The organism is Leeuwenhoekiella nanhaiensis (genome assembly GCF_002744755.1).
GTDB lineage: Bacteria > Bacteroidota > Bacteroidia > Flavobacteriales > Flavobacteriaceae > Leeuwenhoekiella > Leeuwenhoekiella nanhaiensis.
This window is the reverse complement of record NZ_KZ319287.1, coordinates 271,434-286,603: the sequence shown is the minus strand read 5'-3', so window position 1 is coordinate 286,603 and position 15,170 is coordinate 271,434. Positions and strand designations below refer to the sequence as shown.

Here is a 15,170-nt window from a genome sequence, read left to right as displayed (position 1 = left end):
AAGACTCAAAACATATTTAAATCTGACACTTTTAAATTTTTTAATTTGAAAAGATGCATCAGTGCACTTTTAATTTTATTAGCTAAAACCTCATTATTTGGTAATGCAATTACTAATTCATCTATAGGTACAGCATTCATAGAGTTACCATAGGCTACTGCAAATGAGTTTAATTTATCAGCTTTTAAACCTATCCTTAACTGATATTTTACGTGGCCTTCATAATTTGCCACATCAAGTATGATATTTTTAATTTCAGACAAATAAACAAGGCTGGTTTTTGAGTTTAATATTTTATCCCCTTCACGTAATTCTATAACATACGTAAACCTATCTCCATCACTTGTATTTACTACCTTAAATTCAGTAGACATACCCTGAAATGGTGGGTTTTCTTCAATGATGTATTCTAAATAATCTGAAGTTTCCTCCAAGGTTTGGGAATTAACTTGAGTATACATAAAAAGTGCTACTACAACATAAAAAATCTGTTTCATTACTAGTAAGATTAGGTTAGGTTGCCATATATGGCAATATAGTTCTACAATATAATCAGTTGCTTTGACTTGTCAAATATGACAAGTGTGAAAGAGTCTGATTTAGATAATATAAGAGCTGAGCTCCTCAAAAATGTTGGAAAGAATATCCAGCGTATTAGAGAGCAGAAAGGTCTGTCTCAGTTTGACTTAATTACTAAGATGCTAGGTGAGTTTGATGTAACTAATGTATCTAGAATAGAATCTGGCAGGAACAATCCTACCCTATTTACGCTCTATAGAATAGCTAAAGCACTAGATGTAAGTTTACCTCAATTGCTGGATTATTCAACTACAGGAAAATAGTTTTGGCTATTAGGCAGTTAGTGCTCTGCATCCCCAATACAACTATACAAAAAGATATATACCAAGGAATCTATTCTAAATGGAGCTGATTTACTCCACTAGAATGTAAAATTCCGCTATAATATTATATCTACACTATTTGCTTTATCCTTTATAAGTATGTTTTAGAGGGATATGTAAGCACATCTACACACATTAAATTATAACAGATTTTCATCACTAAAACTTGTGTAAGAGTCTCTAGAGATCACTAAATGATCTAGCAGTTCAAGGTCCACCATTTTACAGGCCTCTTTGAGCTTAATAGTAAGTCTTTTGTCTGTCTCACTAGGAATTACCTGTCCGGATGGATGGTTATGTACCAGGATTATTGAACTTGCGTGTGCTTTAATTGCTACATTAAGAATAATCTTAACATCTACAACACAAGAGGTACTACCCCCTTTTGATAATTCATATACTCCAAGTACTGTGTTGGCTCTGTTGAGTAGTATTACCTTCACTTCTTCCATAAAATCTATGATGTTGAGATCCCAATGGTTTAGTATTAACTCATAAGCAGAACTACTACTTGATATTTTTATCTTTTGTTCATTCTTGTTTATATAGGACACTTTTATTTCTGCAGCTTTCATAAGTAAAAAATAAAAATCCTTCCAAATCTGTAAAACACCTAGTATAGTGGTTCAACAAATGTGGAAGGATTAATTAATAATTAAATAGCCTGTTGAGCTAATTCAGGAACCCCATTGTTAGAAAAAATAGAGTCATCTGCCATTAGCTGATTAACTAATTTTTCTTCTTTAGCTGTATTATCAGATTCTGGTACAAATACCCATCTGTGATGAAGTATTAGTTCTTCACCTGTTTCCTGTACAACATAGGTGTAAGGCTCTACTTCTTTCTTTTGAATAGATCCTGGCATTTCAGAACCTACTAAAGCTTTACAAGTTTGCTCATCAAATGTACTTGTCACGTAAGCCTTTTTAGCTGTAGCATAAAACTGCCCTGTTTCCTTACTTAGAGTCATCTCAATGCCTCCCTGTAATTCTAAAATAAAGAATGGTGTACCATCCTCTTTTTCTCTTTGTTTAAATCCAACAATTCTAACCATTGTATAAAATATTTGAGTTGATAAAAACCTGATCAATACAACTATAGCTTAAAAGACTAGATGAATGACTAGACTGAAAAGACTATAAATTGAATTAATATTTATTCAGGTACAGAAAAGTTTATCCCTGCACTAATGGGTGGGGGTAATTAGTGCGGTTTGAAAGGGGTGGGGTAGATTTGAAGGAATATCACATACACGTATTATTTAAACTTCACAAAAAATTTAAAAAAAATATTTGAGTTAAATCCAGGGCACTGATCTGATTAAATCCTTATTTAAAAAGGCTATATCACAATTTAAACTTCCCTAATAGAAATTTTCAGATGATTCGTTTAATGTAAAACCAGAACTAAAATTACACGAGGTGATTTAAAAATTTATCTTTGACTTAAAACAAGATTGAAATTAAATGGAAATTGATATAAGTAAAATAATAACCAAGTTTAAAAACAATAGTCTAAACTCACAAAATGAAGAGGACGTAAGAATTAATACAAATATTTTTCTTGATAGTATTTCTGATTTTTATGGGCTAAAGAAATCGTTCTCAAGTGAAGTTTCTTCACTTCAAGGAGGAAGAGCGGACAGTATTTATTCTGATATTATTTTTGAATTTAAAACACCCAAAAAATTCAAATCACAAGTAGGTGAAGATGAGGCAATATATGGAAGAGATGATAAGGATAGGGGGTTATATTCTTACTTGGTAAATTTTAGTTTAGATGAACTAGGAAAAGGAGATGATACATATTTTGAACAAATATTACTTTCAAAGGTAGGAGTTGCCTTTGACGGAAAAACCTTTATTTTTTTTAGATATAAAAAAGATACTAACGTAATTGATTTACTCGTAAACAGGAAAACAAAAAAATTTCCAAAGCATATTCAAAATAAGAGAGAGCTTACTTATGAAATTGAAAAAATAACTGATTTTGACTTAGGAGTGAAGAAATTACTCCTTTTTATAAGATCTACCAAAAGAAAAAGATTGTCTTCAGAAAATCTTTTGCAATCATTTTCATCAAGTTCTGATATTTCAAAAAATAGTATTCTTTACCTCTATGAACTATTAAATAGTAATAAAAATTCAAACACAAGAATTGAAACATTATTTCAGGAGTGGAATAGGATATTTGGTGATATTTACGGAAAAGAGGAAACAGATTTCACAAAGTATAAGGATGATTTAATTAAGATGTATTCTTTGCCAAAGAATATGGAAATCAGGCACACCCTTTTTGTCCTACAGACTTATTATAGCATTGTAATAAAGCTTTTAGTCCACAATTTACTTGAGTCATTAACAAACCCAACTGAGAAAGCTAAGCAACCAAAATATAAAAATGAGCTTACATCTTTGTTTTCAGGAAATCATTATACTAATTATTATATAGATAATTTCTTTGAAATTCATTTTTTTGAATGGTTTGTTCTTGCAGAGGATTTAAAAATGGATTTCATAAATGATATTATTACCGAGTTAGATACTTTTGAGACAACAGCTTCTGTAATTAAACCTGAAGTTGTTGGAGACGTTCTAAAAAAAATCTATTCGGACTTAATACCGAGAGGCTTAAGGCATTTACTTGGCGAATATTATACACCAGATTGGCTAGTTGATTTCACAATTGAAAAATCTAAATATGATTGTGGACTTAATACATCTATTTTGGATCCAACTTGTGGTTCGGGAGCTTTTTTGACACATTTAGTCAAACAATTTTCTGAAAAGCATAAAGGGAAAATAAGTCAAACAGATTTAATAGATAATATCACAAAAAATATTGTAGGTTTTGATATAAATCCAATTGCAGTTATTTCGGCAAAAGCAAATTACATTCTAGCTTTGGGTGATATAACACAGTTAGAAAAGGAAATTACAATTCCAGTATATATGTGTGATTCTATCCTGGTTCCAACAGTTCACGCTAAACAAAAAGAAAAGAAACATTCAATAGATATAAATACAGTTGTTGGAGCATTTGAGATTCCTGTTTTTAGTACCCGAGAAGAAAATGATTACTTTTTAAAAACTACTTCCTCTTGTATTCTTAAAGATTATACGTCATTTGATGAATTTCATAAACTATTGATTTCAGAAAATAAAATCAAATTAAATTCAGAGCAGATTGAATATGCAAAAATATTTTATGACAAATTATACAATTTACATTTAAGTGGTAAAAATGGTTTCTGGCCGATTATTTTGAAAAACTCATTTGCACCTCTTTTTTCACAAAGCAAATTTGATGTTATAATAGGTAATCCACCTTGGATTACTTGGAAAGCAATGTCTGACACATATAGAAAAGCTACTTTAGATATATGGTTAAGCTACGGAATATTTGAAAAAAGTGCTTATGATAAGATCACAAGTCATGATGATTTTGCAATGGCTGTAACTTATGTTTGTGTAGATCATTATTTAAAAGATAATGGTCTAACTTCCTTTGTTTTACCACAAACATTTGTCAAATCTTTAAAAGGTGGTGAAGGTTTTAGAAAATTTATAATATCCCGAGATGGATTAAATATTCCCTTTTCTATAATAGAAGTTTATGATATGCTTAAAGTAAATCCTTTTAAAGGTGAAGCTTCAAATAGAACATCTGTATATGTCTTTGAAAAAAATTCAAAAATGACATATCCTATGGAAAACTATTTCGAATGTTACAATATTTCATCTAACAAGATTTCATTTGAAGATAGCTATTCAACAGTAAAAAAGAAAATGGGGTTTGAAAAACTTTCGGCTCAACCAATAAATAATAATCTAAGAAGTCCTTGGCTTACTATAAAAAATTCATTGTTTGTTAATCTTGGAAAATATTTAGGAAAATCCCCCTATAAAGGAAGAAAAGGAATAGAACCTTGTGGAGCAAAAGGTATTTACCTTGTAGATATTAAAAAAACAGTTGGGAACAATATTCATATTGAAAACTTAATTGAAAGATCTAGATTACAGAAAGCAAAAGATTTAGGTGTCTTTCCTGGTGTTGTAGAGAAAGATCTAGTTTATCCAATGGCTGGAGGAAGAAATATAGATAAATGGGGTTTAAATTCTTATTTATATATAGTTGTGCCCCATAATTCCACAGGAAAATCAAAATACAGAGGTATTGAAGACAAGGTTTTAAAAGTTAAATATAAAAAGACTTACGATTGGTTATTTTATTTTAAAGATTTATTACTTGAAACAAGAATAAGAAGCGGAAAATTTTTCGACAAAGACCAATTTCCTTGGTATAGACTTGATAATGTTGGAGACTATACATTTATGCCTTATAAGGTATTATGGAGAGAACAGAGTAAAGAAATGACTGCAGCTGTTGTATCATCAGTTGATGATGAATATTTAGGAAATAAACTTGTTTTATCTGATTCCAAAGTTCTATATGTTTCATTTAATTCGGAGGAAGAAGCTCATTATTTATGTGGAATTTTAAATTCTAGAGTTATTGGAGAAATAATTGAGGCTTACACAATAGATATTCAAAAAGGAGTAGATATTGTAAAAAATATAAATATTCCTGAGTTTGATGAATCAAATAAAGATCATTTAACAATGTCTAAATTATCAAAAGATGCTCATCAATTTTACAAAGACAAAAACAATAAAAAAATTGATTCTACAGAGGTTGAAATTGAGATATTAACACCTAAAATATTTGGAGCTGAATAAGTAAATAGAGAAAAATTGGCTTAGCCCTGATATTATATCTTTCTTTGATGCAAATTATCCAGATTCCAAATTAACTACATATCCTGTTTCTAAAGATTTTAACTCTAGAAAGATTCATCTAGATGGTGATGAAGCAATTGAAAAAGCAAACTATCCTGAGCTTGCTCAACTTGTTGAGGAACTTTAAACTAATTAGATCTTATTTGTGGTAAGTGAGAAAAATACCCAGCCTCAAAAGAGAACTGGGTATCACTCAACTCAAAAACCAATGGTAGTTAGAATTACCATTGAGAGTTTTTGCCAAACCATTTGTAAATTCAAATGCATTGACATTCCTATCTGAGAAGGTGTCTATATAGCTACTCTTATTAGCTGAAGTAAAGAGATTATATACATTCCAAAGGTTGATATTACCTTCTTCATTTATGCAAAACCTTTCATCCTGATAATAATCTTTTGCTATAGCTGTAACCTGCCCATCATTGAGTAATAAAGGTGGTATTTCAGATTTCTGTTCTTTAGGCAGATAGTTGTATAGCCTTGCCTTTCCAACTAGCTGTGCAAACTGAGATTCAGTAAGGCTATATTGAGTGAGAGTTTCCAGCTCCCTTAGATGTTTTTCTGCATCATAGTTTGAGATTAACTCTTGCACCTTACCGGTAAGTTCATTAACTCCACTAACCCGCAATTCAGAAGAAAAACCATCTGTGTTAATACATAAATTGCAGCACACCATATTTTGGAACCCTATAAATACCTGGAACTTCTCTACAGACTTCTTGCTGTAAAGATTTTCCTTGTTGTAAGATCTAACCCCACCTATAGTTAAAGCCAACCTATTACCATTAATAGTTTGAGTTATACTAGGTACACGTATAATGAAAGCCATTCTCTCATAATATGTGGTCTTCTCGTGCTCTAGGAGGTCTTTTGCTGCCTTATAAATTGCACTAGGTGTTCTGCCTTTAATTTGATGGCTAACACGCATCTCTGGGGCTTCTATTCTATGATGTGAAAAAATTTTACTTACAGATTCCTGAACTGCTTCTATATATTCCTGATGAGCAATGGTCTTTTCATTGTCCTTGCTGAATACAGGAATAATACAATCCCTTTGTAAATGTGAAAGGCTAACACTTTTAGTATTAGCCTCTATAAATGGATTTTTATTTACAATATCATCCCCTGTATCATATACTATGAGGTTTGTAGATTTTACTGGAGTTAATTCCATATCTGGTTTAAGAGTGTGCACTATGTCCATTTTGACTTATTTTTTGAGGGTTCAATAAATGTGTTTTAGCTTCTATAGTTTCCTTCTTAAGTTTGAAGTCTGCAGCTAGTTCCTGAGTACTATAGTGTTGCTGGTACAAGGTTCTTAATTGTTCCAGATCTTTACAATTCAGAATTTTGAGTCTGGTATCCTCTAAGGTTTCACCATCATTACACCATTCCAGAATCTTCTTTCCTGTAGCAGCATTGATAGTAAACTCAGGCTTACCAGAGAATAAATTGGTTCTGTCTTTACTGGCAACAGCAAAATGTTTAGAGTCTATATCAAATACTAAAGTAAATTCATAATCTACTCCATCCCTTTGTACAGCCTTTAAGCCTACTTTTTCAGGGATGTATTTTCCATCTTTCTGGTTCAATACATAATCCTGCTTGGTTCTCATTGTAGCTATAATGTGAGCATCTGCCTGTAAAATTTTGTCTACAAATGCACGTTGACGAGGTGTAACCTTATTCCAATTCGAAAATGAATTACCCGGAAGCTTGGAATGAAAATCTAATAGCTCATCCCACACCTGAGAAATTGAATCTAGGATAATCACTTTCATCCCAGATTTGAGACATACATCTATAGCTTGAATATACTTCTCTGGTGTAAAAGGTGGTGATAATGAGAGTACATTATACTGGCCCAAATGAGCATATAAATCTGCACTTCCATTTTCACTATCTACAATGGCTACCTTAGAAAAATCTCCATTGATTAATCCTTTTGCTAATAGTAAACTGGAGTAGGTTTTCCCACTTCCAGCTGATCCTTGTAAAGCCATTTTAATCTTGGCTCTTCTTCTTTCTGACTTTCTTAAGTTCATAATAATCGTATTTAATTTTATAAATATTAATGTTAATTATATATCATATGGAAATGAAAAAGCGGGCTAATGCCCGCTTATCAAATACTTTAAACTGCAAACTTTGCAGATCTTGCAAATCTTAATTATTGAAAATTATCTTTTTATAATTCCCGTGAGATACTTTTTGAATAATTTTCATAACATTCCACTTCTTTAAAATCTCATCATAAGTTCTCTCCGGTATTCCTATACTATTTGATATTTCAAGTCCTTCTCCTCTCTTAAATTCATTCGGTAATAGACTAATTAATTCTCTTTCTTGCATATTTAAGGCAACACCTTTATTGTCGAACTTGTCAAATACTTTCAAGGAGTGTTCCAACAACACATTTACTAACTCGAAGGTTATTTCAACGTGAATATCACTAGCAACTAGAACAGATTCCTCATCTTCAATTTCAAGATTTTTTTCTAAAACTGTTAATATACATATCAACCTAAAAGCAATTACACCTAATCTCCTAACTATGGAAAGAAAATCTACTTTTTCGGTTTTTACAATTAGGTCATTAATTTTACTCATCTTCATTTGAAAAAAGTTCCATTGTTCTCTAGTCAATTTAATTTCAACCTTTTTTAAACTTTTAAGCTTATCACTTAATTCTTTAACAACTATTGCTTTTTCAGCCATTAAATCATCATAACTTACTCTGTAAGCATTTGGGCTCACATCCTTCCAGCTGCTTATTTCATCAAAATAATAATAAATAAACCTGCTAAATAGGCCATTCTCTTTTGAGTCAACTAATGGCTTAACTTGATTTGGAGTACCTGATACTATTATTGATAATTTGGGATCTTTAATTTCAAAAAACCTGTCTTCAGTTGACCTACTTATTGAAAGAGTTTCGTGATGAAACCCTTTCCTCAATAAATCTGAAAAATTACCCCAATCTTGTTTAAGCATATTCGACAAAGTATCTGCTTCACTCTCAAAAATGATTAAAGCATCTTCTGCTCTCTCTAAATGGGTGTAAAATTTAGACGAACTTGTATTTCCAGGTACTAGTTTAATTTCAAGCTTTGGTTCTGGAATATTTTCATTATTAGCAATATTTCTAAACTCAGAAATTTTTCTTTTGCTCTCTCCAACAATTTCCTCGTGAATTGGTTCCACTAATTTTTTAGCCCAATTCATACTGCCTTTCCCTGAAGCAGGGGGTGCAATAACAAAAATGTATAGGTTTGGATAATATCTTTGATTTGCATAAATCCCAAATACATTTGGCATACACCCACTTATAACTCCCAATGAGGATAGTAATATTATATCTCTTTCTCTACCTTGAAACTGTTCTGTAATCTCCTTTAATGGTTCTGGCAAATTCATATACACATCATTTGGTATGTATTCTGTAGAATTTGCTGTCGCAGTAACTGATGATGAACCCTCAAAAGTCACTTTTTGTTTATTTTGTACTACATCCATATTATATTGCTTTTTTTAAATGGTTAATCTCTTCTTCTCCATACAAATACTTGGGGTACTGTCTAATCTTATATCTTCCTGGAAAGTTTTCACAATACTCTTGACCGTGCCAATCTCTAAGCTTCAGTTCTTCATAATGGTAATAACTACCTAATTGCTTAAAAAATAATGGTATACCATACCCCATAATTTGAAACATTAGGGAATTGTACCAAGACAATTCTGTCTTTCTAACTTGATTTTTATACCCAGATTCACCTCCTATAACAGCCCAGTCCAATATTTCGAGCTCTTGTTGGCTTAACTCTATATTACCTAACAATGGCTCAAAAGAAACCCATCTAACTTCACAGGGTATCTCTCCCAAAGTATGAATTCTATGAACTTCTTTTTGAGATTCTACGGTAACCCCTAACCATACGTGGCCATAATTTTCCTTACTCCAGTCCTCAGGTAGATTTTCTTTAATCCTCTCCGGCCTTTTCGTTAGAATCAAATAACTATGATTAGGAGTCTTCTTTATAATCTCCCAGGCATCAGCCCTCCATTCGTCAGCTCCCTCGTGAAAGAAATCTGACATACTACAAGTGAATATTTTTGATCCTCTGTCCATTCTTAATGGCTTATCAAAAACTCCTTCCTGTTTAACTACTAAATTCGGATTGATACCTCTATTGCTATAGTATCTGAACATATAACAATGTTTACACGCGGCTGATACCTTGTTACAGCCTCTCCAAGGATTCCAAGTCTTGTCTGTCCAAGAAATTTTTGAATCCTGATAAAATTGAATTTGATTACTCATAATTTTAATATTAAAAAAATAGTTAATTCTATTTTTCGATTACAAAATTATGTAGTGTTAAAGGGTATTTTTGAAACAAGAAAAATTTAAAAGCGAGTGCTTTTTGTTTCAATATTAGTAATAGGAAAAGTTAGGTGGCCTTTTGATGTAATGAGTCAGGTTTTTTAAATCTATTGACTTTAAATTGTCTTCTAGATTATCATAAATTTCCAATTCATCCTCATTATTATTAAGTTGAATTTGAAATAGCTTGAAAAAAACGCCTATGAATTTCAATGCATTTACATTCTCAAATCCAAGGCTTGTTAAAAAATCGTATAAGCATCTGATAAAATCCACCTTAACCTTTTCGGAATATTTTTCAACCTTAATTCTATTAGTCATTTCCAATAAATTCCTGCTGCGCTCTTCAAAGTTTTCTTTTTTAAGATCGAAGCCTTCGCAAATAGCTTCATAAATATCTTTAATTACAAAGAAATTTTTAATGTTTACATTCCCTTCTGAAAATGTCTTAAATGTTATAGTTGGAAGATTTTTGAGATTATCAGCAAACAAATAGCTTCTTAAAACTGCAAGTAGTTTTTTAAATTCTTTGTATTCTAGATCAAAATCTTCAAGAAGATCATCTTTTAAAATATTATAGTTTTCTGCAAATTGACTTTGTAAAGAACAGCCATAAATTAGTAATTCACGCTTTAATTCACCTATGCTAAAGTTTTGTAAGAGTTCTTCAATTTTAGAATCGATATCTTCAGGTATTTGAAAAATATCATAACTGTTTATAAAAAACTTAGTTAAATGAAAAATTCCCAACTTTTTAAAATCCTCTGAGTTGATGACTGAATGAATTTCCACTCTTGTTTCAGCAGTTGAAATTTCATACTTATCATTTATCAAATACTTCCAGAAATATATTTTCTCCATCTTTAAAATATCAATATTGCAAGTATTACAATTTCAGCAATACTTGCAATTTATTCTACTTTTTCAAGTCTAATTTTTCATTAAGAACTTTTACGTGATCACTCACTTTCTTCTGCACAATCTTTCCATAATGTGTTTGTGTTATAGTGATGCTAGAATGCCCTAGAAGCTCACTAACTATTTCCATAGGAACATCATTAAATAATAAGACTGTCGTTGCAAAAGTTTTTCTAGCAGTATGATGAGTCAACCTTTTATCAATACCAACTATATCAGCAATCTCTTTCAGATAAGAATTAAATTTTTGATTGCTCAATCTGGGAAAGATAAATTCAGTGTCATTTTTAAATCTCTCTAGAATATTGAGAGCTTTTGGAAGCAAAGGAATTGATAAAGGTTTACCTGTTTTTTCCCTTTCCATTTTAATCCAAAGGTTATTGTCAAATCCTTTTTCAATATGTTTTGGCTTTAGGCCAATCATTTCAGCATATGCTAGACCACTATAACAACAGAAAATAAAGCAATCTCTTGTATTATTAAGTCTTTTTTGAGAGAACTCGTGCATTTCAAGCTTAGCCAATTCTATTTCATTCAAATAAACAATAGTAGTTCTAACACTTTTTGATTTGTATAGAAGAAATGGATCTGCTGCAATTAGCTTTTCAGAAAGTGCAATGCGTATTACTTTCCTAAATCTCTGTATAATCTTGTTGATTGTTACTTGCTTAAGATCCTTCTCTGTTTTAAGATAAAAATCTAATTCTGAAAGGAAATTCATATCCAATTTAGAAAGTGGTATATCCCTAGATTTGTATTTCCAGATTACAAAGGATTTTAGGTGTTGCCCTACGTAATAAAATTTATCCCAGGTAACTTTCTTTATCTCCAGCCCTATAAGCTTCTTAAACTTCATCAAATAGCTTTGATAATATTCAGATACACCTGTTTCATTGTGTTCTACCTTGGCATCTATGCCTAAATAATTATTCAAAATTTCTTCTACTCTAATAGGTATACCTTGAACTCTCAATTTTAAATAGCATTCATTTAGCTTATTTGTGATTAAGGCTAATTCATCATTTATAGCTGTGTCAGAAGAATAAAATTGTTCAGATGAATTCCAATATTCAGGTTTAATAAAAAGTCCTGATGAGAACTCCTTTCTTTCACCTTCAAGGGTTAATCTGCATCTCAATACGCAGAAACCTTTTTTATTTATTCTTGCTTTATTTGGATAAAACAAAATAGATAACTTATTAATACTCATTAGATATGAATTAATAAGACATAAAAAATATTATACTATTATGCTAGTAGAAAAATGTATAACCTGAAAAAAATACGTACACCGAATTGTACACCTATTTATTCAATGTATCACCTAATTAGGTGTACATATTCAAAATTTGGATCTATTCTTAAAGGATTGGATGAAAGTAGGAAATGAGCTCTAAACCCGCGTAGATACTGAGTTAGTAAAAACAAAAAAGCCTCAACTACAAGTAGTTAAGGCTTAATTTGCTCCCCCTCTTGGGCTCGAACCAAGGACCCTTTGATTAACAGTCAAATGCTCTAACCAACTGAGCTAAGGAGGAATTTAAAATTATACGATCCTTTTTTCAGGATCACTCCACTTACCGGAAGCACTTTAAATGCTAAAGCTCAGAACTGAGCCCTGCCTATCGGCAGGCAGGTAAGGAGGAATTTAAATTTTATATTTTTAAAACTTTGGGCGTATCGCAATACTGCCGTTTGTAAAGTTTTAAAGAACGTACCGCTTATTTGCTGAAAGCGGATGCAAATATACACAACTATTCAAACCTGCAAAACATATTTTAAAAAATATTTAGCCGATTTTTAGTTGCTGTATTTTTCAGGCTTAGCCGCCCGTTATCCAGCGATACAAATCGTTTCCGTTTGCGTATAAAACCAGAGCGATGAGCAGGAAGAAGCCTATCATCTGGGCGTATTCTAAAAACTTATCGCTGGGCTTTCTGCCAGTGATCATCTCATACAACAGGAACATCACGTGACCACCGTCAAGCGCCGGTATGGGCAGTATGTTCATAAAAGCCAAAATAATCGATATAAAGGCCGTTGTTTGCCAAAACGACAACCAGTCCCACTGATCAGGAAACAGGCCGGCAATCGCGCCAAAACCACCAACCTGAGAAGCGCCCTTAGAGGTAAACACGTATTTAAACTGCACCGCATAATCTACCAGTTGATCTACGCCGTAGTTGATACCGCGGCCTATACTTTCGGCAATACCATACTCGCGCTTGTTGCGCTTAGGCATCACATAATCTTTGTCTTCAAAATCAAAACCTACCCCTACCATCTTATCATCACCTAGGGGCACTTCAAATTGACGCGCCACCCCGTCACGCATCACAGTCACCGTCGCAATGCTGTCCCGGTTTTTCTGCAAGGCATAAGTAGCATCGGTTTTAAACTCAATGGGCACATCATTGATGCTGATTAATTCATCGGTTCCTAAAATTCCCACTTTTTCAGCACCACTAAATACCGAATCAAGTTTTACCGGCGTACGCGGAGCATTAACGCCCGGCATTTCGCCCGATTTAAAGAGTTTCATCCCTATATCTTCGGGAAGGCTAAGCACTTCGGTGCTGCCGTCTGCATGTTCCACCTTTACCTGAGACACATCGCGCATCATCACCATATGTGGAAAATCCATCTGGTCTAAAAGTGCTTCTCCATTTACTTCGAGAATTTTATCGCCCTGCTCAAAGCCGTAGGTTTCCATTATGGGTGAAAAACCAAAACCGTACTTCAGATCGTCCGCCGTGGTGTATTCTTCCCCGTAATTGGCAATGATCATGATGTAGATAAAAAAGCCCAAAATAATATTGACCGTCACCCCGCCAATCATCACGATAAGACGCTGCCAGGCCGGTTTGGAACGAAATTCCCAGGGCTTGGGCTCCTGCGCCATCGCTTCCTTGTCCATACTTTCGTCAATCATTCCGGAAATCTTGACGTAACCTCCCAGCGGAAGCCAGCCAATACCGTAAACGGTCTCACCTATCTTTTTCTTAAACAGGGCAAATTTGACATCAAAAAAGAGGAAGAATTTCTCAACTCGTATTTTAAACAACCGGGCCGGAATAAAATGCCCAAACTCGTGAAGTACAATTAGTATTGAAAGGCTCAAGAACAGCTGAGCACCTTTTACAAAAAATGGATCCATAAATATTTTCTAAAAAGCGACATCACCTGCCGCCGGTATCTATCTTAAATCTGATAAGGCAATCGCCCCGCGATCGCGATTAAAAAGTGCACAAAAGTAACCTTTTAGTCGCGTAATCAAAACTTTGAAACAGGCCCGTTTTCGCAAATACCCATAATAAGCCCGTTCCGGCTTTGGCGGGAGCCTGCTGCATCGTAATTTTGCAGAAAAATTGCCCGCTATGCTTCAGTTTTTTGCTAAATACAAAAAGTTTGCCGTCGTGATGGTCATTCTTTCCGCAGGGATTCTCTATACCTTCTACACCCTGATGAAGCCTGCGCCCAGCCTGCCCATCTATCAACCCGATATGGTAGACCGCTCTTTGGTTGACAGCACGGTGCAATTCGTCAAAAAATACCATAAGATTACCGACTTTAAACTGGTAAACCAAAACGGCGACACCATCACACAAGCTGATTATCCCGGGATTTATGTGGCTGATTTTTTCTTCACCACCTGCCAGACCATTTGCCCCAAAATGACCGATCATATGCTGCACATTCAGGAAAAACTAAAAGACGATCCCTCAGTCAAATTACTCTCGCACACGGTAATTCCGGCCACAGACACCGTTGCGCAACTCAAACGCTATGCGGTAGAAAAAGGCGTTGATGACCGCAAGTGGAATCTGGTCACCGGACCCAAAAAACAGATTTATGAGCTGGCGCGAAAAAGCTATCTGGCGGTAAAAACTCAGGGTAACGGCGATAAGTACGATATGATTCATACCGAAAACTTTATGCTTGTCGATTCCAAAAAACGCATCCGCGGGTTCTACGACGGAACAGATCCCGAAGCCATCGAGCAGCTGCTTGAAGATATCGCGATTCTAAAGGAGATTGAAGGACGCAGGGAAGAGTGAAGAGTGCAGAATGAGGAGTGCTGAGTTCAGTAATAAGTTTCAATTAACTAGTCCAGGTTATTTGAAATTGTCCTGAACATCCACTACATCCATCCCCGACCCTTCCTTC

13 protein-coding genes and 1 tRNA gene are annotated in these 15,170 nt (G+C 33.5%); 3 read left to right on the top strand and 11 right to left on the bottom strand.

What is annotated here, in order from left to right:
• Positions 1-5 precede the first annotated feature (5 nt).
• Positions 6-497 carry a hypothetical protein gene (locus CJ305_RS01335; protein WP_099644433.1) on the bottom strand — a complete coding sequence of 164 codons (492 nt, stop codon included), beginning with the start codon at positions 495-497 and terminating at the stop codon, positions 6-8.
• A gap of 87 nt (positions 498-584) precedes the next feature.
• On the opposite strand from CJ305_RS01335, the gene CJ305_RS01330 reads away from it, so the two are divergent.
• Complete coding sequence (locus CJ305_RS01330) at positions 585-842, top strand: helix-turn-helix domain-containing protein (RefSeq protein ID WP_223248771.1); 258 nt, start codon at positions 585-587, stop codon at positions 840-842.
• Positions 843-1,042: 200 nt separating this feature from the next.
• Here CJ305_RS01330 and CJ305_RS01325 read toward each other — a convergent pair whose 3' ends face one another.
• Positions 1,043-1,477 carry a JAB domain-containing protein gene (locus tag CJ305_RS01325; RefSeq protein ID WP_099644431.1) on the bottom strand — a complete coding sequence of 145 codons (435 nt, stop codon included), beginning with the start codon at positions 1,475-1,477 and terminating at the stop codon, positions 1,043-1,045.
• A gap of 80 nt (positions 1,478-1,557) precedes the next feature.
• Complete coding sequence (locus CJ305_RS01320; RefSeq protein WP_099644430.1) at positions 1,558-1,956, bottom strand: hypothetical protein; 399 nt, start codon at positions 1,954-1,956, stop codon at positions 1,558-1,560.
• A 412-nt stretch (positions 1,957-2,368) separates the two neighbouring features.
• Between CJ305_RS01320 and CJ305_RS01315 the strand changes: the two genes are divergently transcribed.
• Entirely contained in the window at positions 2,369-5,641 is a 3,273-nt protein-coding gene (locus CJ305_RS01315) for an Eco57I restriction-modification methylase domain-containing protein (protein WP_099644429.1), read from the top strand.
• Between the two features lie 253 nt (positions 5,642-5,894).
• Here CJ305_RS01315 and CJ305_RS01310 read toward each other — a convergent pair whose 3' ends face one another.
• The 8 genes from CJ305_RS01310 to rseP all read right to left on the bottom strand — a co-directional run bounded on the left by CJ305_RS01310 (position 5,895) and on the right by rseP (position 14,160).
• A complete protein-coding gene (locus tag CJ305_RS01310; protein WP_223248770.1) occupies positions 5,895-6,905 on the bottom strand; it encodes a DUF3871 family protein in 1,011 nt (336 codons plus the stop codon).
• Complete coding sequence (locus CJ305_RS01305) at positions 6,883-7,746, bottom strand: AAA family ATPase (protein ID WP_099644428.1); 864 nt, start codon at positions 7,744-7,746, stop codon at positions 6,883-6,885. The genes CJ305_RS01310 and CJ305_RS01305 overlap by 23 nt, the downstream gene beginning before the upstream one ends.
• 121 nt (positions 7,747-7,867) lie before the next feature.
• On the bottom strand, positions 7,868-9,217 hold the full coding sequence (locus CJ305_RS01300) for a DUF3987 domain-containing protein (RefSeq protein ID WP_099644427.1): 1,350 nt from the start codon (positions 9,215-9,217) through the stop codon (positions 7,868-7,870).
• A 1-nt stretch (position 9,218) separates the two neighbouring features.
• Positions 9,219-10,022, bottom strand: coding sequence for a DUF5131 family protein (locus CJ305_RS01295; RefSeq protein WP_099644426.1), 804 nt, complete (start codon positions 10,020-10,022; stop codon positions 9,219-9,221).
• A 114-nt stretch (positions 10,023-10,136) separates the two neighbouring features.
• A complete protein-coding gene (locus CJ305_RS01290) occupies positions 10,137-10,946 on the bottom strand; it encodes a hypothetical protein (RefSeq protein ID WP_099644425.1) in 810 nt (269 codons plus the stop codon).
• Positions 10,947-11,001: 55 nt separating this feature from the next.
• Positions 11,002-12,213 carry a site-specific integrase gene (locus CJ305_RS01285; protein ID WP_099644424.1) on the bottom strand — a complete coding sequence of 404 codons (1,212 nt, stop codon included), beginning with the start codon at positions 12,211-12,213 and terminating at the stop codon, positions 11,002-11,004.
• 254 nt (positions 12,214-12,467) lie between these two features.
• Positions 12,468-12,541: transfer RNA gene (locus CJ305_RS01280), tRNA-Asn, on the bottom strand.
• A gap of 284 nt (positions 12,542-12,825) precedes the next feature.
• Positions 12,826-14,160, bottom strand: coding sequence for an RIP metalloprotease RseP (gene rseP, locus CJ305_RS01275; protein WP_099644423.1), 1,335 nt, complete (start codon positions 14,158-14,160; stop codon positions 12,826-12,828).
• 220 nt (positions 14,161-14,380) lie between these two features.
• On the opposite strand from rseP, the gene CJ305_RS01270 reads away from it, so the two are divergent.
• Entirely contained in the window at positions 14,381-15,061 is a 681-nt protein-coding gene (locus CJ305_RS01270) for an SCO family protein (protein ID WP_099644422.1), read from the top strand.
• Positions 15,062-15,170 lie beyond the last annotated feature (109 nt).